Genomic DNA, 25287 nt, shown 5'->3' on the forward strand with positions numbered 1-25287 from the left:
GTTGACCGGATTGCAGGCACTGCGTAGCCTTGCCGCTTCGAGGTTCTCCGGCTGCTGCCGGAGCTAAGACGGGAACGCGGTCCAAGCCGCGGCTGCCCCCGCAACTGTAGGCACTAAAAGGGCTGGCACAGCCACTGCGCACGCGCGGGAAGGCGCCATCCCGCCGGCAACAGCCGGCACGGTGCAAGCCAGGAGACCTGCCTCGCAACGTTTTCGACTTTAAACCGGGCGGGGTGATCCGGTGGCGAACGCGCCCGGCCGGCAACGCCCGTGGCTGTCGCGCCGTATGCCCGCGCCACTGCAGCCAAGGGCACCTCCCATGAAAACACTGGCCAAGCTCCCCGTCACCATCGTCACCGGCTTTCTCGGCTCGGGTAAAACCACGCTGCTGCGCCACATGCTCGACAACGCCCAGGGCCGCCGCATTGCGGTGATCGTCAACGAATTCGGCGAGCTGGGCATCGATGGCGAAATCCTCAAGCAGTGCAGCATCGGCTGCAGCGAAGAAGAGGCCAACGGCCGCGTGTACGAGCTGGCCAACGGCTGCCTGTGCTGCACCGTGCAGGAAGAGTTCTTCCCGGTGATGCGCGAACTGGTGGCGCGCCGTGGCGACCTCGACCACATCCTCATCGAAACCAGCGGCCTGGCCCTGCCCAAACCCCTGGTGCAGGCCTTCCAGTGGCCGGAAATCCGCAACGCCTGCACGGTCGATGCGGTAATCACCGTGGTCGACAGCCCAGCCGTGGCCGCCGGCACCTTCGCCGCCTACCCCGACCAGGTCGACGCCCAGCGCAAGCTCGACCCCAACCTGGACCACGAATCTGCGCTGCACGAACTGTTCGCCGACCAGCTGGCCAGCGCCGACCTGGTGGTACTGAACAAGGCCGACCTGATCGACGCCGAAGGCCTGGCCAAGGTGCGCGCCGAGGTGGCCGAAGAGCTGCCGCCGGCGGTCAAGGTAATCGAGGCCAGCAGCGGTCGCCTGCCGCTGGAAGTGTTGCTGGGCGTCGGCGCCGAATCCGAAGCGCATATCGATGGCCGCCGCACCCACCATGATTCGCACCACGACGGTGACGAGCATGACGACCACGACCATGATGCCTTCGACTCGATCTCCATCGACCTGCCCGAAGCTGACGAGAGCCTGCTGCTCGACGCCCTGACGCAACTGGTCACCGAGTTCGGCATCCTGCGCGCCAAAGGCTTCGCCGCCATCCCCGGCAAGCCGATGCGCCTGCTGATCCAGGGCGTGGGCACGCGTTTCGACAAGCACTTCGACCGCGCCTGGCGCAGCGACGAGGCGCGCATCACCCGCCTGGTGCTGATCGGCCAGGACCTCGACGCCGTTCAGTTGCAAGCGCGCCTGCGCAAGGCCCTGGGCGCCTGACCGATGCACCTGCTGCGGACCCAGCCCGGCGGCTTCGTGCCGGACGACAGCATCGCCGACCTCGGCCAGACTCCCGCCGAGCTGGTGATCCTCTGCAGCGGCGATTCGCACCTGGCACTGCTTGCCGAAACCGCCGAGCAGTTGCCAGACGACTTCCCCAGCCTGCGCCTGGCCAACCCCATGCAGGTGCAGAACCACGCCTCGGTCGACCTGTATGTCGATGAAGTGCTGCGCCATGCCAAGGTGATCCTGGTGTCGCTGCACGGCGGCGTGGGCTACTGGCGCTACGGCGTCGAGCAACTGGTAGAGCTGGCTGACCGTGGCGTGCAGCTGATTCTGGTGCCGGGCGACGACCGCCCTGACCCGGAGCTCACCGGCCTGGGCACGGTGGTTGGCGAGCAGGCCGAACGGCTTTGGCACTACCTGCGCCAGGGCGGCAAGGCCAACGCCTTCAACCTGTTCAACTGCCTGGCCAACCAGTGGCTGCGCCGTGACTATGCCTGGGACGAGCCTCAGCCGCTGCCGCGCACCGCGGTGTACCACCCGGCGCTGCCCAGCGCCACGCTGCAGAGCTGGTACGACGAATGGAACCCGCAATGGCCGGTGGCGCCGCTGCTGTTCTACCGCTCGCACCTGCAGGCGGCCAACACCGCGTTTATCGACGTGTTCTGCCAGCGCTTGCAGGCCTGTGGCCTGAACCCGCTGCCGATTGCCGTGGCCAGCCTCAAAGAGCGCGCCTGCCTCGACCAGGTCGAGGCCTGGCTCGATGAAGTGCAGGCCGAGGTGATCATCAACACCACAGGTTTTGCCCTGTCCAGCCCCGAGCAGCCCAACCTGCGCCCGCTGCGCCGCGACGTGCCGGTGCTGCAGGCCATCTGTGCCCAGGACAACCAGCCCGCCTGGCAACAGAGCGAGCAGGGCCTGGGCGCCCGCGACCTGGCCATGCACATCGTCTTGCCCGAGCTGGACGGGCGCATCATCACCCGCCCGGTGAGTTTCAAGGACCTGGCTTGGCGCAGCGAGCGCAGCCAGTCCGACGTGGTCTGCTACCGGGCGCACCCCGAGCGCATGGACTTCGTTGCCGAGCTGGCCCGGCGTTGGGTCGAGCTGGCAAGGCTCGGCAACGCCGAAAAACGCATCGCCCTGGTGCTGGCCAACTACCCGACCCGCGATGGGCGCATCGGCAATGGCGTCGGCCTGGATACCCCAGGTGCTGCGCTGAACATTCTCCGGGCCCTGCAACAGCAGGGCTACCCGGTGGCCGGGCTACCCGACAGCGGTACCGCGCTGATTCACCAGTTGCTGGGCGGGGTGACCAACGACCTCGACCACCTCGACCAGCGCCCCTGCGCACAAAGCCTGAGCCTGGCCGACTATCACGCAGCCTTCGCCGCGCTGCCCGAGGCCAACCAGCGCGCCGTGCTGGAACGCTGGGGCCCGCCCGAGCAGGACCCGATGCACCGCAGCGGGCGCATGATGGTCGCCGGCCTGCGCTACGGCCTGACCTTTGTCGGCATCCAGCCGGCGCGTGGCTACCAGGTGGACCACAGCGCGGTGTACCACGACCCCGACCTGGTGCCGCCCCACGGCTACCTGGCGTTCCACTTCTGGCTGCGCAACGGCTTTGCCGCCGACGCGGTGGTGCATGTGGGCAAGCACGGCAACCTGGAATGGCTGCCGGGCAAGGGCGTGGGGCTGTCCAATGAATGCTGGCCGGACGCGCTGCTCGGGCCGCTGCCGAACGTCTACCCATTCATCGTCAACGACCCGGGTGAAGGCGCCCAGGCCAAGCGCCGTACCCAGGCGGTGATCATCGACCACCTGATGCCGCCGCTGACCCGCGCCGAGTCCTACGGCCCGCTGCGCCACCTGGAGCAGCTGGCCGATGAATACTACGAAGCACAGCTGCTGGACCCGCGCCGGGCGCGAGAGCTGCAGCGCGACATCCTCGAGCTGGTCAAGGCCAACCATATCGACCGCGAATTGCAGCTGGAAGGCCAGCTCGATGATGCGGCAGTCTGGCTTCCGCTGCTGGACACCTACCTGTGCGACCTCAAGGAATCGCAGATTCGCGACGGCCTGCACATCTTTGGCCAGTCGCCGCAAGGGCGCCTGCGCCGTGACACCCTGTTGGCCCTGCTACGGGTGGAGCGCGGTGACGGCAAGGGCGGCAATGCCAGCCTGATCCGCGCATTGGCCAAAGCCATGGTGCTGGGCTTCGATCCGCTGGACTGCGACCTCGGCGCGCCTTGGCAGGGCCCACGCCCGGCGCTGCTGCTGGCGGTGGACACGGCGTTGTGGCGCACCACCGGCGATACCCGCGAGCGCCTTGAACAGTTGGCCCTGATACAGATTGAACAAGCCTTGGGCGGCACCCTGGCGTTACCGGATGAAGCCGGCTGGGAGCCGGTGCAGGCGGTGTTGCAGGCGCTGGTCGAGCAGATCGCTCCGCAGCTGGACGCCTGTGGCGGCGCCGAAATCGACGGCCTGCTGGCGGCCCTGGCCGGGCGTTTCGTCCCCGCCGGCCCCAGCGGCGCGCCCAGCCGTGGCCGGCTGGACGTGCTGCCCACCGGGCGCAACTTCTACACTGTCGATGTGCGCAACCTGCCCACCACCACCGCCTGGCGGCTGGGTTTTGCCTCGGCCAACCTGGTGCTCGAACGCCACCTGCAGGACCACGGCGACCACCTGCGCCAACTCGGCCTGTCGGTATGGGGCACGGCGACCATGCGCACCGGCGGTGACGACATCGCCCAAGCCATGGCGCTGATGGGCGTGCGCCCGGTATGGGCCACCGCCAGCCAGCGGGTTGATGACTTCGAAATTTTGCCGCTGAGCCTGCTGGACCGCCCACGGGTGGATGTAACCCTGCGGGTGTCGGGCTTCTTCCGCGATGCCTTCGGCAACCTGATCCGCCTGTTCGATGCGGCGGTACAGGCGGTGGCGGCGCTGGACGAGCCTGACGACCTCAACCCGCTGGCCGCCCGTGTGCGCGCTGAACGCGAGGCGCTGGTGGGTGAGGGCATGGACGTTGAAACGGCTGCCCGCCAGGCCGGCTGGCGGGTGTTCGGAGCCAAGCCCGGGGCCTACGGCGCCGGGGTGCAGAACGCCATCGATGGCCGCCTGTGGCACAGCCGCGACGACCTGGCCGAGGTCTACCTCAACCATGGCGGCTACGCCTACGGCGCCAGCGACGAAGGCACCGCGGCCCGCGCCAGCTTTGCCAGGCGCCTGGGGCATGTGCAGGCGGTGCTGCAGAACCAGGACAACCACGAGCACGACCTGCTCGATTCCAACGACTACTACCAGTTCCAGGGTGGCATGCTGGCCGCCGCCGAAACCCTGGCCGGCAGCGCACGTGCCAGCTACCACGGTGACCACAGCCAGGCCGACCGACCGCGCATCCGCACCTTGAAAGAAGAGCTGAACCGGGTGATCCGCGCCCGGGCACTGAACCCCAAGTGGATCGACGGCGCCAAGCGCCACGGCTATAAAGGCGCGTTCGAACTGGCGGCGACGGTGGACAACCTGTTCGCCTTCGACGCTACCACGCACCTGATCGACGACCATCATTACCAGGGGCTGGCCGATGCCTATGTGCTCGACCCGGCCACCCGCGATTTTTTGCGTGAACACAACCCAGAAGCCCTGCGTGACCTCACCGAACGCCTGCTCGAAGCCCAGCAGCGCGGCCTGTGGCAAGAACCTGGGGCTTACCGCGAAAGCCTCGAGCAGCAGTTGCTCGACGGCGAGGAAGACTGCTGAACATGAGCGAACCTGTGCAATTTCCCCTGGCCGCCGTGGTGGGTGCCGAGGCGCTCAAGCTGGCCCTGTGCCTGACCGCCATCGACCCGAAGATCGGTGGCGTGCTGATCGAAGGCCCGCGTGGCATGGCCAAGAGCACCCTGGCCCGGGGCCTGGCCGACCTGCTCGGTGACGGGCCCTTCGTCACCTTGCCGCTGGGCGCCAGCGAAGAGCGCCTGGTCGGCACCCTCGACCTTGACGCCGCGCTGGGCCAGGGCCAGGCGCGCTTTGCGCCGGGCGTGCTGGCCCATGCCGATGGCGGCGTACTGTACGTGGACGAAGTCAACCTGCTGCCCGATGCGCTGGTCGACCTGCTGCTGGATGTAGCGGCCAGCGGTATCAACCGGGTCGAGCGCGACGGTATCTCGCATCAGCATGCGGCGCGCTTCGTGCTGATTGGCACCATGAACCCCGAAGAGGGCGAACTGCGCCCTCAACTGCTTGACCGCTTCGGCCTGAACGTTGCCCTCGACGGCTTGCCGGCGCCCCAGGCGCGGCAGCAGATCATCCGCCGGCGCCTGGCCTTCGACAATGACCCGCAGGCGTTTTGCGCCGAGTGGGCCGGGGCGCAGGCGCAGTTGCGCGAGCGCTGCCACGGTGCACGGCAACGGTTGGCGTCGATCCCCCTGGACGAACAGTCCTTGGCCTGGATCACCGAGCGCTGCTACGCCGCTGGTGTGGATGGCCTGCGTGCCGACCTAGTGTGGCTGCGGGCGGCCCGCGCCCATGCGGCCTGGCGCGCCAGCCCGGCGATCGAGGAAGAGGATGTGGAGGCCGTGGCCGAATTCGCCCTGCGCCATCGGCGCAGCGCCCATGCGCCGCAGCCGCAGGCTACACCGCCTGCCGGGGGCGAGCAGGGGCAGCAACCAGAGCAACAAGGTGAAGGGCAGGGCAGCTGGGGGGCCTTGCCACCGCAGCCCGTCGCCACCGGCGCACGGCGCGAGGTGCCGAACTGGGCAAAAAAGCCCTGAGCATCCACCCGCAGCAGGCCCAGGCGGTGGATGCCAGGCCCGGCAAAGGCCAGGCACCGGGCGCTTCTCGCGGTCGCCCGCAGGCTGCCGGCCAGGGTCGTGTCGCCTGGCTGGCGACCCTGCTCAAGGGCCGCCCGCGCCAGCGCCGCGACCTGTGTTGGCAGCAGCGCAAGGCCCAGGCGCCGGAGCTGTGGCTGGTAATCGTCGATGCCTCGGCCTCAACCCGCCGTCACCAGGCATTGGCCCAGGCCAAGGGCGTGCTGGCCGGGCTGTTCGATCAGGCCTACCGGCAGCGCGCGCGCCTGGCGCTGCTCACCGCCAGTGGCGACAAGCCGCGCTGGCAGCGCCACGGGTTGAAGGCCTCGGCAGCGTTGCAGCCGTGGCTGCAGGGCTTGGGGGCCGGGGGCGGTACGCCACTGTTCGCAGCACTGGATGAAGCCCGGCAGTGGCTGTTGGCGCGGGGCAGGCAGCTACCCCACGAAGTGCAGCGCTGCCTGGTGCTGACCGACGGTCGCCTGACGCAATGGCGCGCACCCCAGCCGTTGCCGTGCAATACACTGGTGGTCGATATCGAGCTGGCGGCGGTGCGTCTGGGGCGGGCAAGGCAACTTGCCGAACAACTTCATGCCGAATACCGGCACATCAGTCAGTTCAGCCAAACACATTGAAATGAAGCGCTGCGACATAATGTCGCGAAAGGCGGGAAGTTACTGCGCAGTCACCTGCAAAGTTGCATCAGGTGCGTGGCGGGCACGCACCAGTACTTGCAAACGACTTACTTCGGCATCGACCAGGGTTGCAGGTCGTAACCCTTCTGGCACAGTTCTGCGCGCACTTCTTCGATCAGGCTGGCCCATTGCGCAGGGTCAGAGTAAACCCGCGAGGAAACTTGCTTGGCGCCAATGCGGGTGCTGGTCCGGTCGATCACTGCCAGGGTCAGTTCACCGGTGCCGTTAGGGGCATCCCAGGCGACGCACTGGAAAGGTTCGAAGGCGTGGTCGGCAATCAGCAGTGCTTCGTTGACACGCAGCGGGGCATTCATGGTTCGGTCTCTCTATGGTCCCAAACAGCGAAAAGGAGTTTCCGCGTTGTTGTTCCGGCTAAGCGTACAGCGCGGGGTTATTTGTACTGATGCTCCAGATCAGGGGTGGAGTCACAAGGGTTTTGAAATTTTTTAAATGAACGCGATTTCATGTTGCCGGTGCTGGGGCGTGTGACGCTGCTTATTCGGGAAAATTCCCGTATGACGGCAAGGTGACAAAGGCGGGCTGACCAACGGTAGCAGGGTGCGTCAAGTTAATTGCTACTGTTAGTTCTGGCGCCGCAACTTGCTGTTTATACGAAAAAAACTGAAAACCGGCGCCAAGGAAAGGTCATGCTTGAACCTTCATCCCACCGCCGCCTGTTGATCGTCGACCCGTGCGAGGAATGCCACCGGTTATTGCCCGGGCTGCGCAATGTCGGCTGGGATGTGCGCAGTTGCACACTGGATACGGCGCTGCAACACCCTTGCGATGTCGGCCTGTTACGGCTGCAGGCCTCGCACCTGCGCCACCCCGACGCGGTCAAGGACCTGATCCAGCGCAGCAAGACCGAATGGATCGCCGTGCTCAGCGCCGAAGAGCTGCGCATGCAGAACGTCGGCGACTTTGTCTGTGAGTGGTTTTTCGACTTCCATACCTTGCCGTTCGACGTATCGCGGGTGCAGGTGACCCTTGGGCGCGCCTTCGGCATGGCGCGGCTGCGCGGCAAGGGCGCAGTGCGGGTCGATGAGCACGAGCACGAACTGCTGGGCGAAAGCCGGCCTATTCGTGAGCTGCGCAAGCTGCTGGGCAAGCTGGCGCCCACCGAGTCGCCGGTACTGGTGCGTGGCGAGAGCGGTACCGGCAAGGAGCTGGTGGCGCGCACCCTGCACCGGTTGTCGCAGCGCCACGACCAGCCCTTTATCGCCATCAACTGCGGCGCCATTCCCGAGCACCTGATCCAGTCCGAGCTTTTCGGCCACGAGAAGGGCGCCTTCACCGGCGCCCACCAGCGCAAGGTCGGGCGTATCGAGGCGGCCAACGGCGGCACCTTGTTCCTCGACGAAATCGGCGACCTGCCACTGGAGTTGCAGGCCAACCTGCTGCGCTTTTTGCAGGAGAAACACATCGAGCGGGTCGGCGGCAACCAGCCGATCCCGGTGGATGTACGGGTGCTGGCAGCGACCCATGTCGACCTGGAAAAGGCCATTGGCCTGGGTCGCTTTCGTGAGGATTTGTATTACCGGCTCAACGTGCTGCAAGTGGTGACCGCGCCGCTACGCGACCGGCATGGCGACCTGTCGTTGCTGGCCGGGCACTTTGCGCGCTTCTACAGCCTCGAGACGGGCCGGCGCCCGCGCTCGTTCAGCGATGGCGCCTTGGCGGCCATGGGCCGCCACGACTGGCCGGGCAATGTGCGCGAGCTGGCCAACCGCGTACGGCGTGGCCTGGTGCTGGCCGAAGGGCGGCAGATCGAAGCGCCGGACCTGGGCCTGCAGGACCTGCAGGAGCAGGACCAGCCCCTGGGTACGCTGGAAGACTACAAACTGCGCGCCGAGCGCCAGGCCCTGTGCGATGTGCTCGACCGGCACAGCGACAACCTGAGCATCGCCGCCAAGGTGCTGGGCATCTCGCGGCCGACCTTCTACCGCTTGTTGCACAAGCACCAGATTCGCTGAAGGATCGTGCCCGCCCGGCTTGCGCTATCTCTCTGGACGTTATGCGACCCCTGTAGGAGCCGGCTTGCCAGCGATGTGGGCGGGCCTGCAAACAAGGGGCTTGGAAAGTTGCCAGAGCTGATGGCCCTATCGCCGGCAAGCCGGCTCCTACAGGGGCCAGGCAAATCCGCGTGTGCGCTTAACCCAACGCCCGCTCGACGCCCCCAAGCACCAAACTCTCCATCAACGCCAAGCCATCCACCTCGCTCAACGCCCGCGCCCGCAGCAACCCCGGCAACTGGTTGAGCAAGGTGGCCAGTACCTGCCCGGTGGCCGCCAGCGTTTCGCCGCCAAGCCGGGCTTGCGGTGCGATCAGGCGCAGCAGGCCGCTTTCGTAGCGTTCGCGCAACTGCCCGAGGTGTTGCTGCTGCGCCTGGCTCAGGCAGCAGAAGTCGCGTTCGGCCAGGCGAAACTGCAACGGCCGCTCGCCATGCAACTGCCAGTGCGCGGCAATCAGGCAGGCCAGCACCGGCTTGCCCCGGGCCTGCGCCCGGCGCCCCTGGTCGAGAATCGCCTGCAACTCCTCGTACAGCTCCTCGATCAGGTCGTAGAGCAAATCCTGCTTGCTGGGGAAGTGGTGATACAGCGAGCCTGCGGTCAGGCCCACATGCGCCGCCAGTTCGCGCATGCTGACCTGGCCGAAACCCTTTTCGGCGAACAGCGCCATGGCCCTGTCGCGACGTTCCTCGAAACTGGCGCAGCGCAGGGCTGCTTGCACCGCAGGCATGGCAGGCGCCCCTTTAGTAGGTGAAGAAGCCGCGCCCGCTCTTGCGCCCCAGGTAGCCGGCGGCAACCATTTCCTTAAGCAGCGGGGCGGGGCGGTATTTGCTGTCGTTGAAGCCCTCGTGGAAGGCCTGCATGATCGCCAGCAAGGTATCCAGGCCAATCAGGTCGGCCAGGGCCAGCGGGCCGATTGGCTGGTTGCAGCCCAGGCGCATGCCGGTGTCGATATCCTCGGCACTGGCCAGGCCCTCCTGGCGCACGAAAATCGCCTCGTTGATCATCGGCACCAGGATGCGGTTGACCACGAAGCCCGGGCGGTTGCCGGCGGTGATCGGGGTCTTGCCGAGTTTTTCGGTCACCAGCAGCGCCTGGGCGTAGGTGGCGTCGCTGGTCTGCAGGCCACGGATGATCTCCACCAGCGCCATCATCGGCACCGGGTTGAAGAAGTGCACGCCAATGAAGCGCTCGGGGTGGGCGATGCTGGCGGCCAGCTCGGTGACCGACAGCGACGAGGTGTTGGTGGCGATCAGGCACTGTTCACCGACATTGGCCGCGACCTGCTGCAGGATGCGCTGCTTTAGCTGCAGGTTTTCGGTGGCGGCCTCGATCACCAGTTGCGCTGCAGCCAGCTGGCTGTAGTCGGTGCTGGTGCGGATGCGCGCCTTGGCGGCGTCGGCGTTGCCGGCTTCGATGCTGCCCTTGCTAACCTGGCGCTCAAGATTCTTGCCCAGGGTGGCCACGCCACGCTCCAGCGCAGCCTCGGACACATCTACCAGCAGTACCTGGTAACCGGCCAGTGCGCTCACCTGCGCGATGCCGTTGCCCATGGTGCCGGCGCCGATCACGGCAATTTGTTCGATAGTCACGTTGCTGGTTCCTTACACGCGTTCGAAGACGACGGCGATACCCTGGCCGCCGCCGATGCACATGGTGGCCAGGGCATAGCGGCCCTGTACCCGCTGCAGTTCATGGATCGCCTTGGTGGCGATGATCGCCCCGGTGGCACCCACCGGGTGGCCGAGGGAGATGCCCGAGCCGTTGGGGTTGACCTTTTGCGGGTCGAAGCCCAGGGCGCGGGATACGGCGCAGGCCTGGGCGGCAAAGGCCTCGTTGGACTCGATCACATCCAGGTCGGAAACTTTCAGGCCAGCCTTTTCCAGCACTTTCTGGGTGGCCGGGATCGGCCCCAGGCCCATCAGCGCCGGCTCGACACCGGCGTGGGCGTAAGCCACCAGGCGTGCCAGGGGCTTGAGGCCCAGGCGCTGCACGGCATCACCGGTGGCCAGTACCAGGCCGGCGGCACCGTCGTTGATGCTGCTGGCATTGCCCGCAGTGACGCTGCCGTCCTTCTTGAACACGGGTTTCATGCTGGCCAGTTGCTCGGCGGTCACTTCGCTGCGCACGTTTTCGTCCACGGCAAACTGCACGGTGCCTTTGCGGGTCTTGATCTCGATCGGCACGATCTGCCCGTCGAAGCGCCCTTCGGCGATGGCGCGGGCGGCGCGGCGCTGGCTGGTCAGGGCCACTTCGTCCTGCATTGCGCGGCTGATGCCATGGGCGGCGGCGACGTTCTCGGCAGTGATACCCATGTGAAAGTGCTCGAACGGGTCTTGCAGGATACCGACCATGTAGTCGATGCCCTGCAGGTCGCCCATGCGCGCACCCCAGCGGGCCTGGGGCAGCAGGTACGGGCCGCGGCTCATGGCCTCGGCGCCAGCCGCCAGGGCGATGTCGCTGTCGCCCAGCAGCAGGCCCTGGGCGGCCGAGACGATGGCCTGCAGGCCAGAGCCGCACAGGCGGTTGACGCTGAACGCCGGGGTTTCCTTGGGGATGCCGGCGTTCATGGCTGCAACCCGGCCCAGGTAGGCATCGCGCGGCTCGGTGGGTATCACGTTGCCCATCACCAGGTGGCCGACCTGCCCGGCCTCGACGCCTGCGCGCTCGATGGCCGCGCGGGTAACCTGGGTGGCGAGGTCGGCCAGGGGCAGGTCCTTGAGCGAACCGCCAAAGCTGCCGATGGCCGAACGTACTGCACTGACGACGTAAATTTGCGTGCTGCTCATGCTAGGGCTCCGTGTGAAGGCATGGCGGGGCGGGGCAAGGCTCTGCCAGAATGGCCGCCGCCAGAGGGTGCAAGGAGTCTAGGCAAAGGCCTGCAGGTGGCCTATGCCGGATTTGCTCAGCTTGCCTGGCACTTTTTGCCACTCAGCCTAGACCATCGGATTTCTGCCATGCGCGATAGCGACACCGTCGCGGTGTACTTCCTCAATGCCATGCTCCACGCCCTGCGCGACCAACCCCAGGCGCGCGACGCCCACTTGCACGCGGTGGGTATCGACCCGGCGCTGCTGGCCAGGGCCGGGGCGCGGGTGCCGGCCAAGGCGTTCGCCCAGCTGTGGCTGGTGCTGATCAACGAGCTGGGCGACGAGTTCTTCCAGCTGGACCGCCACGGCATGCCACTGGGCAGCTTTGCCCTGATTTGCCGGGGGTTGATCCAGGAACCCAACCTGGAAAAGGCCCTGCGCCAGTGCCTGGGCAACTTTGCGTTGTTTCTGCGTGATGTGCGCGGCAGCCTCACGGTGCGCGGGGGCCGCGCGGTGATCAGCGTGCAGTCGGCCATCGACGACCCGTTGGCCCGGGTATATGCCGAAGAAACCTACCTGGTGCTGGTGATCGGCCTGCTGTGCTGGCTGGCCGGCCGGCGCCTTGCCATCGACCGCACCGAGTTTGCCCTGGGCCGGCCGGCCCAGGAGGATGATGCGCTGCTATGGGGGCCGGACTTGCGCCTGGGCAGCGGGCGCACCGAGGTGGAGTTCGACAGCGCCTGGCTGCGCCTGCCGGTGGTGCAGGACCTGGCGGCGCTGAAGACCTTCCTGCGCAGTGCGCCGCAAGGGTTGGTGGTGCGCTTTCGCAACCATGATGGCTTGGTGGCTGGCGTATACCGCCACCTGCGTGGCCTGGATTACGGGCAATGGCCGACCCTCGATGCCATGGCCAGGCAGCACCGGCTCAGCGCCAGCAGCCTGCGCCGGCGGCTGGAGCGCGAAGGGCGCTCGTACCAGCAGATCAAGGACGAGGTGCGCCGGGCCATGGCCTTCGAGTTGCTGCGCGAGGGGCGTTTGAGCATTGCCGAGATCGCCGGGCGGACGGGGTTTCAGGAGCCCAGTGCGTTTCATCGGGCGTTCAAGAAGTGGACGGGGCAGAGCCCGGGGAGTTATCGGGGGAGGGGGTTGGGTTCGCCATAAGCTGTGCAGCGCCTTTGAGGTGTTCGCCATGGATGCAGCCCCTGTGGCGAACCCCGCAACCTTCACCCCGGCCAAGCGTCAATCAACTCCCGCGCCTCCCGGCTGTTCAGCGGCCGCTTCATCCGTTGCGACAACACCGCCATGGCCCGCGAATACCCCACGGCAACCACCGCCTCAACCTGATCATCAACACATTGCAAGGCAATGAAATCCCCAAGGCCAGGCTCGCCCACATACTCGATGCGGTTCCACTGGCCCCCATGCCCCAGCACTTCCAGGGTCTGCCCATGCTGGTAGGTCCAGAAATACGGCACATCGTCATACCGGCGCCGCTCGCCCAGCATGTTGCACGCCGCAATCACGCCCTGCTGTTGGGCCAACCGCCAGTGTTCGATGCGCGTGGGCCTGCCGGCGAGGGGGAAGGTGGCGATGTCGCCCGCCGCCCACAGGCCATCGGCCGCTTGAAAGTGCGCATCGACATTCAGTGAGCGGTCCACCGCCAGCGCCAAGCCCTGGATGAAGCCAGTGGCCGGGCTGACCCCGGTGCCCAGCAGCACCAGCCCGGTGGCGATGCGCTCGCCGTTGGCCAGGCGCACGGCCTCGACCCGCTCGCTACCCTCGAACCCTGCCACTTCCACAGGGCCATGGAACACCACGCCCTTGCGCTCATGCAGCTCGCGCAAGCTGCGGGCGATGCGTTCGCCCAATTGGCCAACCAGCGCCAATGCATGGCGCGTCACCACATGCACCTGCAAGCCATATTCACGCAGCGCCGCAGCAGCCTCCAGGCCAATGAAACCATCGCCAACCACCACCACCGGCTGCCCCGGTTCCGCCAGGTCGAGCAGGCGAGTAGCGTCGTCCCTAGAGCGCAGCACGCAAATGCCAGGCAATTGCACACCCGGCAGGTCCGGGCGTCTGGCTTTGCCGCCGGTGGCCAGCAGGGCCGCGTCGTATTTCAGCTGTTGGCCGTCAGCCAGGGTCAGTTGGCGCTTGCCAGGGTCGAGGCTGCGCACCTTGCCGGTAAGCCGCTGCAACTGGCCGCGGCGCAGGTCGCCAGGCTCGAGCAAGGCCGGGACCTCATCGGGCGGCATCTGCCCGGCAATCACGAATTTGCTCAACGCGGTACGGTCGTAGGCGGGCGCCTGCTCCTGATCGACCCACACCAGGCGCCCGGCAAAACCGTGCTCCAGCAGGGTGGCGACCGCAGCGGCCCCGGCCGCGCCGGCACCGATCACCACGAATACCCGGGCGTCGCTGTGACGGGGGGCTGCAATATCCGGCAGGGGCTGGTCATCCACCCACACCTGGCCATCCTTTACCTGCACCGCATGGCGGCGCAGCCCGGTCAGCGCCGGCGGCTCGCACACTGCGCCTTCGTCCACGGCAAAGGCCGCCTTGTGCCAGGGGCACACCAGCAGCCCGGCGCAGACAACACCTTCGTCAAGCGGCGCGCCAGCGTGGGGGCAGTTGCCCTGGTAGGCATGCACCTGGTCGCCCTGGCGCACCAGTACCAGCTCCTCGGTGCCGGCTTGTACCCGCAGCGGCCGGTGGGGGTCGAGTTGGTCGAGGGCTGCGACGGCATGCAAGGTCATATGGGTTCTCCCGTGGGGATAGAACCCATTTGACGCTTGGGCGCGGGCAGGGGTGCAGCCAGCCGACGATCGGCCAATGCTTACAATTGTTCACACAAATACCGTATGAGACTAAATTGACTCATTATGGGGCCGGTCGTACCATTCGCGCCGTTTTCAATCAAAGGCTCGGGTGAAGTCATGGGCAAGATGCGTGCAATTGGGGTGGCCGGTTGGCTGGCGGCAGCGGTGCTGCTGGCCGGCTGCGAAGCTGCGGATGAACCGCAGGCAGCGGCTGCGGTGCTGCCTGTGGACACCGTTACGGTAACCCACGAGGCCTTGGCCCTGGCCTCGACCCTGCCGGGCCGGGTCGAGCCGATGCGGGTGGCCGAAGTACGTGCTCGGGTGGCCGGGATCGTGCTACGCAAGGCCTTCGAGGAGGGCGCCGACGTCAAGGCCGGCGACTTGCTGTTCCAGATCGACCCGGCACCGTTCAAGGCGGCCCTGGCCCGCGCCGAAGGTGACCTGGCCCGTGCCCAGGCGGTGCAACACGAAGCCCAGGCGCGGCTGCGCCGCTACCAGCCGCTGGTGCAGGTCCAGGCCATCAGCCAGCAGGACTTCGACACTGCCAGCGCCAATTCGCGCAGCGCCCAGGCCGCGGTGCTTTCAGCCCAGGCCGACGTGCAGACGGCGCGCCTGAACCTGGGCTACGCCACGGTCACCGCACCTATTTCCGGGCGTATCGGCCGGGCGCTGGCCACCGAAGGCGCGTTGGTCGGGCAGGGCGAGGCCACGCTGATGGCGCGCATCCAGCAACTCGACCCGATCTACGTCGACTTCACCCAGTCGGCCGCCGATGCCCTGCGCCTGCGCCAGGCGCTGCAGAGCGGCAGCCTGGCCAGCGGTGAAGAGCGCACCCTGAGCGCACAGGTGGAAGGCACCGACTACCGGCGCCAGGGCGCGCTGATGTTCACCGACGTGGCAGTGGACCGCGGCACCGGCCAGGTCACCCTGCGCGGGCGCTTCGACAACGCCGACGGCATTCTGCTGCCGGGCATGTACGTGCGCGTGCACACCCCGCAGGGCGTCGACCGCCAGGCCATCCTGGTGCCGCAGCGTGCGGTGCAGCGCGCCAGTGACGGCCAGGCCCGGGTGATGGTGGTGGGCGCCGGCAACCTGGCCGAAGCGCGCCCGGTCAGCACCGGTGCCATGCAAGGCGCTCGCTGGCAGATCACCCAGGGCCTGCAGGCCGGTGACCAGGTCATCGTCGGCAGCCCTGCGGGCCTGGCCGCCGGCATGCAGGTTGCGCCGGCCCAGGCGCAACAGGCCCAGGCACGCTGAGGGGAGCCACATGTCGAAGTTCTTCATCAACCGGCCCAACTTTGCCTGGGTCGTCGCACTGTTCATTTCCCTGGCAGGCTTGCTGGTAATCCCGCTGCTGCCGGTCGCCCAGTACCCCAGCGTCGCGCCGCCGCAGATCACCGTCACCGCCACCTACCCGGGCGCCTCGGCCAAGGTGCTGGTGGAGTCGGTCACCAGCGTCATCGAGGAATCGCTCAACGGCGCCAGGAACCTGCTGTATTTCGAGTCCACCAACAACTCCAACGGCATGGCCGAGGTGGTGGTCACCTTCGAGCCCGGCACCAACCCGGAGCTTGCCCAGGTGGATGTGCAAAACCGCCTGAAGAAGGCCGAGGCGCGCATGCCCCAGGCGGTGATCACCCAGGGCCTGCAGGTGGAGCAGACCAGCGCTGGCTTTTTGCTGATCTACGCGCTCAGCTACAAGGATGGCTTCGAGCGAGCCGACACCACCCAGCTGGGCGACTATGCCGCGCGCAACATCAACAACGAACTGCGCCGCATCCCCGGGGTGGGCAAGCTGCAGTTCTTCTCGTCCGAAGCCGCCATGCGGGTGTGGGTCGACCCGCAGAAGCTGGTGGGCTACGGGCTGTCCATCGATGATGTGGGCAACGCCATTCGCGGGCAGAACGTGCAGGTACCGGCCGGCGCCTTTGGCGCAACGCCCGGCAGCAGCGAACAGGAACTGACCGCCACCCTGGCCGTGCAGGGCACCCTGGACGACCCCGAGGCCTTTGGCCGGGTGGTGCTGCGGGCCAACCCCGACGGCTCCCTGGTGCGCCTGCAGGACGTGGCACGCCTGGAAATCGGCCTGGAAAGCTACAACTTCGACTCGCGCCTGAACGGTCGCCCGGCAGTGGCCGGCGCGGTGCAACTGGCGCCGGGCGCCAATGCCCTGCAAACCGCCGAGCGGGTCAAGCAGCGCCTGACCGAGCTGTCGGCGTACTTCCCCGAGGGCGTCGAGTTTTCGGTGCCCTACGACACCTCGCGGTTTGTCGACGTGGCCATCGAGAAGGTCATCCATACCCTGATCGAAGCCATGGTGCTGGTGTTCCTGGTGATGTTCCTGTTCCTGCAGAACATCCGCTACACCCTGATCCCCTCTATCGTGGTGCCGGTGTGCCTGCTGGGTACCCTGGCGGTGATGAAGCTGCTGGGCTTCTCGGTGAACATGATGACCATGTTCGGCATGGTGCTGGCCATCGGCATCCTGGTGGACGACGCCATCGTGGTGGTGGAGAACGTCGAGCGGCTGATGGCCGAGGAGGGGTTGTCGCCGGTGCAGGCCACCATCAAGGCCATGGGCCAGGTATCGGGGGCGATCATCGGCATCACCCTGGTATTGTCGGCGGTGTTCATGCCGCTGGCCTTCATGTCGGGTTCGGTGGGGGTGATCTACCAGCAGTTCTCGCTGTCGCTGGCGGTGTCCATCCTGTTCTCGGGCTTTTTGGCCCTGACCTTCACCCCGGCGTTGTGCGCCACGCTGCTCAAGCCGGTACCCCAGGGGCATCACGAGAAACGCGGTTTCTTTGGCGCCTTCAACCGTGGCTTTGCCCGCCTGACCGAGCGCTACGCGCTGCTGAACAGCGCCCTGGTGCGCCGTGCCGGGCGCTGCATGCTGGTGTATGTCGGGCTGATCGCCATGCTCGGCTACTTCTACCTGCGCCTGCCGGAGTCGTTCGTGCCGGTGGAGGACCAAGGCTACGCCATTGTTGACGTGCAATTGCCGCCCGGTGCCAGCCGCGTGCGTACCGACGCCACCGGCCAGGCCCTGGAGCAGTTCCTGATGTCCCGCGAGGCGCTGGGCTCGGCGTTTGTGGTCAGTGGTTTCAGCTTCTCGGGCATGGGCGACAACGCCGCCCTGGCGTTCCCCACCTTCAAGGATTGGTCGCAGCGTGGCCCTGAACAGTCGGCCGACGCCGAAGTGCAGGCGATCAACGCGCGCTTCGCCGCCCACGGCGATGGCAGCATCATGGCGGTCAACCCGCCGCCTATCGACGGGCTGGGCAACGCCGGCGGCTTCGCCCTGCGCCTGCTCGACCGCGGCGGCCTGGGCCGCGAAGCCCTGCTGGCGGCCCGTGACCAGTTGCTCGGCGCCGCCAACGGCAACCCGGTAATCCTCTACGCCATGATGGAGGGCCTGGCCGAGGCGCCGCAGCTGCGGGTGCAGATCGACCGGGAGAAGGCCCGCGCCCTGGGGGTGAGCTTCGAGAGCTTCAACAGCACCCTGGCCACCGCGTTCGGCTCGGCGGTGATCAACGACTTCACCAACGCCGGCCGCCAGCAGCGGGTGGTGGTGCAAGCCGAGCAGGCCGAGCGCATGACCCCGCAAAGCGTGCTGCGCCTGTACGCGCCCAATGCCAACGGCGAGCAGGTGCCGTTCAGCGCCTTCGTCACCACCCACTGGGAGCAGGGGCCGGTGCAGATTGTGCGCTACAACGGCTACCCGTCCATCCGCATTGCCGGCGACGCCGCGCCCGGCTACAGCACAGGCCAGGCCATGGCCGAGATGGAGCGCCTGGCCAGCCAGCTGCCACCGGGTATCGGCTATGCCTGGACCGGTCTTTCGTACCAGGAAAAGGTCTCCAGCGGCCAGGCTTCGAGCCTGTTCGCCCTGGCCATCCTGGTGGTGTTCCTGCTGCTGGTGGCGCTGTACGAAAGCTGGGCGATCCCGCTGACGGTGATGCTGATCGTGCCGATTGGCGCGCTGGGCGCGGTGTTGGCGGTGATGGTGGCGGGCATGCCCAACGATGTGTACTTCAAGGTCGGGCTGATCACCATCATTGGCCTGGCGGCGAAAAACGCCATTCTCATCGTCGAGTTCGCCAAGGAACTCTGGGAGAAGGGTTACAGCCTGGGCGACGCTGCGCTCGAGGCCGCGCGCCTGCGCTTTCGGCCAATCGTGATGACTTCCATGGCGTTCATTCTCGGCGTGGTGCCGCTGGCCATCGCCAGCGGGGCGGGCGCTGCCAGCCAGCGGGCCATCGGCACCGGGGTGATCGGCGGCATGCTCAGCGCCACGCTGCTGGGGGTGGTGTTCGTGCCGGTGTGCTTCGTCTGGGTGCTGTCGCGGCTCAAGCGCCGGCCGCAAGCGGCGGTGGTGCACGCGGTGGAGTGAGGCGCCTGGCAACGGCTCCTTTGGTTGGGTGATTCCAGCCGTTTGGCCCCTGGGGTTCGTGCCCAGGGGCCTTTTTTCGGGCCTTGTTCGGCCTTCAGACCATCGCCAGGCGCTGCTTGCGCGTCGGTGCCGGGAACGCATGGTCTAGTGCCTGCAGGTCGGCGTCGCTCAATACCAGCTCGGCGGCTTGGGCGTTGAGCTGCACATGCTCGGGGCTCACCGCCTTGGGTATGGCAATCACCCCCTCGCCACGGGTCACCCAGGCCAGGCTCACCTGGGCCGGCGTGGCGCCATGGCGCTCGGCAATTTGCCCCAGCACCGGGTGGTGCAACAGGCGCCCGGCCTGGGCCAGGGGGCAGTAGGCCATGGTCGGCATGGGCTGCTTGCGGCTCCAGGGCAGCAGGTCGAACTCGATGCCGCGCTCGGCCGGGTTGTACAGCACCTGGTTGGTGGCACAGGCGGGGTTGCCCAGCTCGCGCATGTCGTCCAGGTCGAAGTTGGACACGCCCCAGCGGCGAATCTTGCCTTGCTCGATCAAGCGTTCGAAGGCTTCGACGGTTTCTTCCAGCGGGTACTGCCCGCGCCAGTGCAGCAGGTACAGGTCGATGCAGTCGGTACCCAGGCGCTGCAGGCTGCGCTCACAGGCCGCCGGCACGCCACGCCGGCTGGCGTTGTGCGGGTACACCTTGCTGACCAGGAACACCTGGTCGCGGCGCCCGGCGATGGCCTGGCCGACCACCTGTTCGGCGCCGCCCTCGGCATACATTTCGGCCGTATCGACCAGCGTCAGGCCCAGCTCGATGCCCTGTTGCAGGGCCGCCACTTCAGCCGCCTTGCGGCTAGGGTCCTCGCCCATGTACCAAGTGCCCTGGCCGATGGTCGGTACCTGGGTGCCCGCCAGATTCACGTAACGCATGTCACCTCCTGTGGATGGGTGTGCTTGAGCAGCACGTCGAGCAGCGCTTCGGCCGCCTTCGACAGTTTGTGGTCGGCCAGGGCGATCACCCCGATGCGCCGCTCCACGCTGGGTTCTATCAATGGCACGCAGCAGGCGCCGAGCTCTTGCATCTGCTCGATGCACAGCGCCGGCACCGCGCTCACCCCCAGGCCACTGGCGACCATGCGCCCGACCGTGGACAACTGGTGGCTTTCAAAAGCCACCGCCAGCTTGCCGTGGTCAGCCGCCACCTGCTGCTCCAGCAGCAGGCGCACCGCCGAAGGCCGTTGCAGGGCGACGAAGTCCTGGGCCAGCAGTTCCTGCCAGCGTACCTGGGGTTGCCGGGCCAGGGGCGAGCTTGCCGGCACCACGGCGACGAAGCGGTCCATGTAAAGCGGGTGAAAGTGCAGCGCCGCGTTGCTGTCGGGCTCGAAGCCGATGCCCAGTTCGACGCGGCGGTGGCGCACCAGTTCCAGCACCTGTTCGTTGATCACGTCGTGCACGGTGACGTTGACCTTGGGGTAGCGCTGGCGAAACACCTTGAGCGCATCGGGCAGCAGGTTGCCGGCGTAGGAGGGCATGGCCGCCACCGACACCCGCCCCAATTGCAGGGTGAAGCGTTGGCGCAGCATTTCTTCGGTGTCGTCCCAGTCGCCCAGCAGGCGCCGGGCCAGGGGCAGCAGCACTTCGCCCTCGGGGGTCAGGCTGACGCTGCGGGTGGTGCGGGTCAGCAGGGCGCCGCCGAGGTTGTCCTCCAGCGCCTTGATGGTCAGGCTCAGGGCCGGTTGCGACACATGCAGGTGCTCGCCGGCCTGGGCGAAGCTCTGGTACTTGGCTACGGTGACAAAGGCACGCAGCTGCTTGACGTTCATGACGGGCTCGCGATTTGTTTTGTAAAAGTTATCAATCGATGACGAAAACAAAATTAACAAATCAGTCGGCTGCGGTGAAGATGACCGTACGGTTCCAACAACTATAAAAGGCGACTGAGCATGGCCGGACTGGACAAGCGTGTAGCAACCTACGAAGAGGCCCTGGCAGGCCTGACCGACGGCATGACGGTACTGGCCGGTGGTTTTGGCCTGTGCGGCATCCCCGAAAACCTCATTGCCGAGATCAAGCGCCGCGGCGTCAAGGGCCTGACCGTGGTTTCCAACAACTGTGGCGTCGATGGCTTTGGCCTGGGCGTGCTGCTGGAAGACCGGCAGATCCGCAAGATGGTCGCCTCGTACGTAGGCGAGAACGCCGAATTCGAACGCCAGCTGCTCAGTGGCGAGCTGGAAGTCGAGCTCACCCCGCAAGGCACCCTGGCGGAGAAAATGCGTGCTGGCGGCGCCGGCATCCCGGCCTTCTACACCGCCACTGGCTACGGCACCCCGGTTGCCGAGGGCAAGGAAGTACGCGAATTCAAGGGCCGCAAGTACATCCTCGAAGAGTCGATTACCGGCGACTTCGCCATCGTCAAGGGCTGGAAGGCCGACCACTACGGCAACGTGGTGTACCGCAACACCGCGCAAAACTTCAACCCGCTGGCCGCCACCGCCGGCAAGATCACCGTGGTCGAGGTTGAAGAAATCGTCGAGCCCGGCGTGCTGCTGCCCAGCGAGATCCACACCCCGGGCATCTTCGTCGACCGGGTGATCGTCGGCACCTTCGAAAAACGCATCGAAAAGCGCACCGTCAAGGCCTGAGCGCCGCCTCCCGAAGAACAACAAAGAGACCCAGACCATGGCACTGACCCGCGAACAGATGGCGCAACGCGTCGCCCGTGAACTCAAGGATGGCTACTACGTCAACCTTGGCATCGGCATCCCCACCCTGGTGGCCAACTACGTGCCGGCAGATATGGACGTGATGCTGCAATCGGAAAACGGCCTGCTGGGCATGGGCGAGTTCCCCACCGAAAGCACCCTCGACGCCGACATGATCAACGCCGGCAAGCAGACCGTCACCGCCCGGCGCGGCGCGTCGATCTTCGACTCGGCGCAGTCGTTCGCCATGATTCGTGGCGGCCACGTCGACCTCACCGTGCTGGGCGCCTTCGAGGTGGACGTGCAGGGCAACATCGCCTCGTGGATGATCCCTGGCAAGCTGGTCAAGGGCATGGGCGGCGCCATGGACCTGGTGGCCGGTGCCGAGAACATCATCGTCACCATGACCCACGCCTCGAAGGACGGCGAGTCCAAGCTGCTGAGCCAGTGCAGCCTGCCGCTGACCGGTGCCGGCTGCATCCGCAAGGTGCTGACGGACCTGGCCTACCTCGAGATCGACAACGGCGCGTTCATCCTGCGTGAGACGGCGCCGGGGGTGAGCGTCGAAGAGATCATCGCCAAGACCGCCGGCAAGCTGATCGTGGCGGACGATGTGAAGGAAATGACTTTTTAATCTTGCAGTGCCCCTGTAGGAGCGGGCTTGCCCGCGATGGCGATCGATCAGGCAGCGGTGTTGCCTGAACTGGCGCTATCGCGGGCAAGCCCGCTCCTACAGGCATTTGCGTCGCTTCAGAACTGACCAATAAAACCAATAAAAGGAAGACTCACGTGGCCGCTGATATTCAAGACAGCCGCTCCGCCCGCTTTGCCCTGCGCTGCTCCAACTGGGCCGAACGCTGGTTCCCCGACTCCTGGGTGTTCGCCGCCCTGGCGGTGGTGCTGGTATGCCTGGGCGCCCTGGCCATGGGCGCCAAACCCACCGACACGGCCAAGGCCTTCGGTGACGGCTTCTGGAGCCTGATCCCGTTCACCATGCAAATGGCCTTCGTGGTCATCGGCGGTTATGTGGTGGCCAGCTCGCCACCCGCCGCGAAGCTGATCGACCGCCTGGCGCGCATCCCGAAAAACGGCCGTTCGGCGGTGTGCTGGGTGGCGCTGATCTCGATGCTCGCCTCACTGCTCAACTGGGGCCTGTCGCTGGTGTTCGGCGGCCTGCTGGTGCGCGCCCTGGCACGGCGTACCGACTTGAAGATGGACTACCGCGCCGCCGGTGCCGCCGCCTACCTGGGGTTGGGTGCGGTATGGGCGCTGGGGCTGTCGTCATCGGCTGCGCAACTGCAGGCCAACCCGGCCAGCCTGCCGCCGTCGATCCTGTCGATCACCGGGGTGATTCCGTTCACCCAGACCATCTTCCTCTGGCAGTCGGGGGTGATGCTGGCGGCTTTGGTGGTGGTTTCGCTGGTGGTTGCCTACGCCACCGCGCCTGGCCCCAACAGCGCCCGCAGTGCCGAAGACTGCGGCGTCGATCCCAGCTTCACCGCGCCACCGGCACCGCAGCGCACCCGCCCAGGCGAGTGGCTTGAGCACAGCCCGATCCTGATCCTGCTGCTGGTGGCCCTGGCCGCCGGCTGGTTGTACCAGGAGTTCGCCACCAAGCCTGCGATCACCGCGATCTCCGGGCTGAACACCTACAACCTGCTGTTCATCATGCTTGGTGCCTTGCTGCACTGGCGCCCGCGCAGCTTCCTCGACGCCGTGGCCCGCGCGGTACCGACCACTACGGGCGTGTTGATCCAGTTCCCGCTGTATGGCTCGATTGCGGCGATTCTGACCCAGGTCAAGGGCGCCGACGCCGAGACCCTGGCCCACCACATTTCGCTGTTCTTCACCCAGATTGCCACCCATGACACCTATGCGTTGCTGATGGGGGTGTACTCGGCGGTGCTGGGCTTCTTCATTCCGTCCGGTGGCGGCAAGTGGATCATCGAAGCCCCCTACGTGATGCTGGTGGCCAATGACCTGAAGTACCACCTGGGTTGGGCGGTGCAGATCTACAACGCGGCCGAGGCCTTGCCTAACCTGATCAACCCGTTCTACATGCTGCCGTTGCTGGGGGTGTTGGGGCTCAAGGCGCGGGATTTGATCGGCTTCTCGTTTGTGCAGTTGCTGGTGCATGTGCCGTTGGTGCTGGTGTTGCTTTGGGCGTTGGGGACGACCTTGGAGTATGTTGCGCCTGTGATGCCTTGATGGGGGCTGGGTGCCTGCGTTGGGATGGGTTTGAGTTGGTTTGAGTTGGTTTTGGAAGTTGTATGCGCATACATTATTTGTATTGACGCTTATTCACCTTTCCGCCCTTACGGCGGCTTACTTTGGTCTTGGCCAAAGTAAGCAAAGCCGCTCGCTCCCGTCATCCGGCCCCTGCGCTGCGCTCCGGGGTTCCCTCACTCCGGGCTTGCTCCGGGGGTACGCGCCGACGGGCCGTCCCTGGCCCGATCGGCGCTCGACCGGCATCCATGCCGGTCGCCCCCCTACGCAATCCCTGCGTTCGGCCTCCTGAAGTCGCGAAGTTAGGGGCGGCGCCTGGGAGTACGCAGCTCGGTCGCTAGTTGCCACCGTGGGAACTCAGGATTGAATCGCGGGGCAAGCCCGCTCCCACGCCAGAACTTGTTGCGCCCAACTAGCGTGGGAGCGGGCTTGCCCCGCGATGGCGTCAGAACAAACAACACATCAACAACAATTAAACCTACATCCCAGCTGTTGATCTGGCTGTTGATCTTGCTTCTAAGCGCGCGATAGCCCAGGCAACACAAATCGCGACTTCAGGAGGCCGAGCGTAGGGATTGCGTAGGAGGGCGACCGGCATGGATGCCGGTCGAGCGCCGATCGGGCCAGGGACGGCCCGTCGGCGCGTACCTCCGGAGCAAGCCCGGAGCGAGGGAACCCCCGGAGCGCAGCGTAGGGGGCCGGATGATGGGAGCAGGGCGGCTTTGGTTACTTTGGCCGCGACCAAAGTAACCCGCCGTAAGGGCGGAAAGGTGACGAAAAGCCGCTATCGTCAACGAATGCGCATACATCTCCAAAAGCAATAACCATAATCCCCGAACCCGGACCCTCACCCCCCAAGCCACTCCGGACTATTGAAATTCCCCAACCGCAAATCCCCCTCAGCACATTCCAACCCCTGCACCGGCCCCACCAGCAAGGCCTTCTGCAAACTCCGCTCCCCCCGGCCCCAAGCCTGCTCCAGCAAAGGCAAGACCCGCCGCGGCACCACGCTGAACATCGGCTGCCAATACCCCCCCTGGCGCACCATCGCCGCACTGTCATGCTCACAGGCCAACGCCAGCAAATCCTCGACCAGCGCCTGGTCCACCAACGGCGCATCGCAGGCGAGCATCACCACCCAGTCATGCCGGGCCACTTTCAGCCCGGCGATAACTCCGGCCAGCGGCCCCGGGTAGTCCGCCTCGGCATCGCTCACCAACTGGTCGGCATAGGCGGCATACGCCTCAAGGTTGCGATTGCAGGAAATCACCACATCGTCCGACAACCCGCGCACCGCCCGCAGCACATGGGCCACCAGCGGCTCGCCACGCCAGGGCACCAGGCCCTTGTCGCGCCCGCCCATGCGCATGCCGCGCCCGCCAGCGAGGATCAGGATGGAGCAGGGGGGCAGGGTGGCAGGCATGAAAAAGGGTTCCGGGCAGTCAATGCCGG

Annotated in this window: 19 protein-coding genes and 1 riboswitch; of the genes, 11 read left to right on the forward strand and 8 right to left on the reverse strand. The window is 66.5% G+C overall.

What is annotated here, in order from left to right; genetic code table 11:
• The first annotated feature begins 23 nt into the window (after positions 1-23).
• A riboswitch (cobalamin riboswitch) is annotated at positions 24-219 on the forward strand.
• Positions 220-319: 100 nt separating this feature from the next.
• From cobW to KSS94_RS13310, 4 genes are read left to right on the forward strand one after another with little or no spacing between them, the layout of a single operon-like run.
• Positions 320-1387, forward strand: coding sequence for a cobalamin biosynthesis protein CobW (gene cobW, locus KSS94_RS13295; RefSeq protein ID WP_217843426.1), 1068 nt, complete (start codon positions 320-322; stop codon positions 1385-1387).
• A 3-nt stretch (positions 1388-1390) separates the two neighbouring features.
• A complete protein-coding gene (gene cobN, locus KSS94_RS13300) occupies positions 1391-5152 on the forward strand; it encodes a cobaltochelatase subunit CobN (protein ID WP_217843427.1) in 3762 nt (1253 codons plus the stop codon).
• A 2-nt stretch (positions 5153-5154) separates the two neighbouring features.
• Positions 5155-6162, forward strand: coding sequence for a magnesium chelatase ATPase subunit I (locus tag KSS94_RS13305; RefSeq protein WP_217843428.1), 1008 nt, complete (start codon positions 5155-5157; stop codon positions 6160-6162).
• 26 nt (positions 6163-6188) lie between these two features.
• Positions 6189-6830, forward strand: coding sequence for a vWA domain-containing protein (locus tag KSS94_RS13310; RefSeq protein WP_437179998.1), 642 nt, complete (start codon positions 6189-6191; stop codon positions 6828-6830).
• 107 nt (positions 6831-6937) lie between these two features.
• On the opposite strand, the gene KSS94_RS13315 is transcribed toward KSS94_RS13310, so the two are convergent.
• Complete coding sequence (locus KSS94_RS13315; RefSeq protein WP_194791433.1) at positions 6938-7204, reverse strand: hypothetical protein; 267 nt, start codon at positions 7202-7204, stop codon at positions 6938-6940.
• Between the two features lie 333 nt (positions 7205-7537).
• Between KSS94_RS13315 and KSS94_RS13320 the strand changes: the two genes are divergently transcribed.
• Entirely contained in the window at positions 7538-8863 is a 1326-nt protein-coding gene (locus tag KSS94_RS13320; protein ID WP_217843429.1) for a sigma-54 dependent transcriptional regulator, read from the forward strand.
• Between the two features lie 178 nt (positions 8864-9041).
• On the opposite strand, the gene KSS94_RS13325 is transcribed toward KSS94_RS13320, so the two are convergent.
• Genes KSS94_RS13325 through KSS94_RS13335 form a run of 3 tightly spaced genes read right to left on the reverse strand, consistent with a single transcriptional unit; the run spans position 9042 to position 11688 of the window.
• On the reverse strand, positions 9042-9629 hold the full coding sequence (locus tag KSS94_RS13325) for a TetR/AcrR family transcriptional regulator (RefSeq protein WP_217843430.1): 588 nt from the start codon (positions 9627-9629) through the stop codon (positions 9042-9044).
• A gap of 13 nt (positions 9630-9642) precedes the next feature.
• Positions 9643-10491 (reverse strand): 3-hydroxybutyryl-CoA dehydrogenase, encoded by an 849-nt coding sequence (locus KSS94_RS13330; RefSeq protein WP_217843431.1) that lies wholly within the window; start codon positions 10489-10491, stop codon positions 9643-9645.
• Positions 10492-10503: 12 nt separating this feature from the next.
• Entirely contained in the window at positions 10504-11688 is a 1185-nt protein-coding gene (locus KSS94_RS13335) for an acetyl-CoA C-acyltransferase family protein (protein WP_217843432.1), read from the reverse strand.
• A 168-nt stretch (positions 11689-11856) separates the two neighbouring features.
• On the opposite strand from KSS94_RS13335, the gene KSS94_RS13340 reads away from it, so the two are divergent.
• Positions 11857-12870 (forward strand): AraC family transcriptional regulator, encoded by a 1014-nt coding sequence (locus tag KSS94_RS13340; protein WP_217843433.1) that lies wholly within the window; start codon positions 11857-11859, stop codon positions 12868-12870.
• 62 nt (positions 12871-12932) lie between these two features.
• Here the strand turns inward: KSS94_RS13340 and KSS94_RS13345 are convergent, their stop codons facing one another.
• Entirely contained in the window at positions 12933-14465 is a 1533-nt protein-coding gene (locus tag KSS94_RS13345) for an FAD-dependent oxidoreductase (protein WP_217843434.1), read from the reverse strand.
• 180 nt (positions 14466-14645) lie between these two features.
• Between KSS94_RS13345 and KSS94_RS13350 the strand changes: the two genes are divergently transcribed.
• Positions 14646-15785, forward strand: a complete 1140-nt coding sequence (locus KSS94_RS13350) for a MexC family multidrug efflux RND transporter periplasmic adaptor subunit (RefSeq protein WP_217843435.1) — start codon at positions 14646-14648, stop codon at positions 15783-15785.
• Positions 15786-15795: 10 nt separating this feature from the next.
• Positions 15796-18921: a multidrug efflux RND transporter permease subunit gene (locus KSS94_RS13355; protein ID WP_217843436.1), complete on the forward strand. Its 3126-nt coding sequence runs from the start codon at positions 15796-15798 to the stop codon at positions 18919-18921.
• 94 nt (positions 18922-19015) lie between these two features.
• On the opposite strand, the gene KSS94_RS13360 is transcribed toward KSS94_RS13355, so the two are convergent.
• Positions 19016-19837 (reverse strand): aldo/keto reductase, encoded by an 822-nt coding sequence (locus KSS94_RS13360; RefSeq protein ID WP_217843437.1) that lies wholly within the window; start codon positions 19835-19837, stop codon positions 19016-19018.
• Complete coding sequence (locus tag KSS94_RS13365; RefSeq protein ID WP_217843438.1) at positions 19825-20730, reverse strand: LysR family transcriptional regulator; 906 nt, start codon at positions 20728-20730, stop codon at positions 19825-19827. Before KSS94_RS13365 ends, KSS94_RS13360 begins: the two co-directional genes overlap by 13 nt.
• Before the next feature lie 120 nt (positions 20731-20850).
• On the opposite strand from KSS94_RS13365, the gene KSS94_RS13370 reads away from it, so the two are divergent.
• From KSS94_RS13370 to KSS94_RS13380, 3 genes are all read left to right on the forward strand, one after another.
• Positions 20851-21549, forward strand: a complete 699-nt coding sequence (locus KSS94_RS13370; RefSeq protein ID WP_217843439.1) for a CoA transferase subunit A — start codon at positions 20851-20853, stop codon at positions 21547-21549.
• Positions 21550-21586: 37 nt separating this feature from the next.
• A complete protein-coding gene (locus KSS94_RS13375) occupies positions 21587-22243 on the forward strand; it encodes a CoA transferase subunit B (protein ID WP_217843440.1) in 657 nt (218 codons plus the stop codon).
• 155 nt (positions 22244-22398) lie between these two features.
• Entirely contained in the window at positions 22399-23817 is a 1419-nt protein-coding gene (locus KSS94_RS13380) for a short-chain fatty acid transporter (RefSeq protein ID WP_217843441.1), read from the forward strand.
• Positions 23818-24682: 865 nt separating this feature from the next.
• Here the strand turns inward: KSS94_RS13380 and mobA are convergent.
• Positions 24683-25258: a molybdenum cofactor guanylyltransferase MobA gene (gene mobA / locus KSS94_RS13385; RefSeq protein WP_217843442.1), complete on the reverse strand. Its 576-nt coding sequence runs from the start codon at positions 25256-25258 to the stop codon at positions 24683-24685.
• Positions 25259-25287: the final 29 nt, after the last annotated feature.

It is taken from the genome of Pseudomonas fakonensis (assembly GCF_019139895.1).
Lineage (GTDB): Bacteria > Pseudomonadota > Gammaproteobacteria > Pseudomonadales > Pseudomonadaceae > Aquipseudomonas > Aquipseudomonas fakonensis.

What these genes read in the sequence shown, in the direction of transcription:
- cobW (WP_217843426.1), top strand. Translation starts at nt 320, where the DNA reads ATGAAAACACTGGCCAAGCTCCCCGTCACCATCGTCACCGGCTTTCTC.
- cobN (WP_217843427.1), top strand. Translation starts at nt 1,391, where the DNA reads ATGCACCTGCTGCGGACCCAGCCCGGCGGCTTCGTGCCGGACGACAGC.
- KSS94_RS13305 (WP_217843428.1), top strand. Translation starts at nt 5,155, where the DNA reads ATGAGCGAACCTGTGCAATTTCCCCTGGCCGCCGTGGTGGGTGCCGAG.
- KSS94_RS13315 (WP_194791433.1), bottom strand. Translation starts at nt 7,204, where the DNA reads ATGAATGCCCCGCTGCGTGTCAACGAAGCACTGCTGATTGCCGACCAC.
- KSS94_RS13320 (WP_217843429.1), top strand. Translation starts at nt 7,538, where the DNA reads ATGCTTGAACCTTCATCCCACCGCCGCCTGTTGATCGTCGACCCGTGC.
- KSS94_RS13325 (WP_217843430.1), bottom strand. Translation starts at nt 9,629, where the DNA reads ATGCCTGCGGTGCAAGCAGCCCTGCGCTGCGCCAGTTTCGAGGAACGT.
- KSS94_RS13335 (WP_217843432.1), bottom strand. Translation starts at nt 11,688, where the DNA reads ATGAGCAGCACGCAAATTTACGTCGTCAGTGCAGTACGTTCGGCCATC.
- KSS94_RS13340 (WP_217843433.1), top strand. Translation starts at nt 11,857, where the DNA reads ATGCGCGATAGCGACACCGTCGCGGTGTACTTCCTCAATGCCATGCTC.
- KSS94_RS13345 (WP_217843434.1), bottom strand. Translation starts at nt 14,465, where the DNA reads ATGACCTTGCATGCCGTCGCAGCCCTCGACCAACTCGACCCCCACCGG.
- KSS94_RS13350 (WP_217843435.1), top strand. Translation starts at nt 14,646, where the DNA reads ATGGGCAAGATGCGTGCAATTGGGGTGGCCGGTTGGCTGGCGGCAGCG.
- KSS94_RS13355 (WP_217843436.1), top strand. Translation starts at nt 15,796, where the DNA reads ATGTCGAAGTTCTTCATCAACCGGCCCAACTTTGCCTGGGTCGTCGCA.
- KSS94_RS13360 (WP_217843437.1), bottom strand. Translation starts at nt 19,837, where the DNA reads ATGCGTTACGTGAATCTGGCGGGCACCCAGGTACCGACCATCGGCCAG.
- KSS94_RS13365 (WP_217843438.1), bottom strand. Translation starts at nt 20,730, where the DNA reads ATGAACGTCAAGCAGCTGCGTGCCTTTGTCACCGTAGCCAAGTACCAG.
- KSS94_RS13370 (WP_217843439.1), top strand. Translation starts at nt 20,851, where the DNA reads ATGGCCGGACTGGACAAGCGTGTAGCAACCTACGAAGAGGCCCTGGCA.
- KSS94_RS13375 (WP_217843440.1), top strand. Translation starts at nt 21,587, where the DNA reads ATGGCACTGACCCGCGAACAGATGGCGCAACGCGTCGCCCGTGAACTC.
- mobA (WP_217843442.1), bottom strand. Translation starts at nt 25,258, where the DNA reads ATGCCTGCCACCCTGCCCCCCTGCTCCATCCTGATCCTCGCTGGCGGG.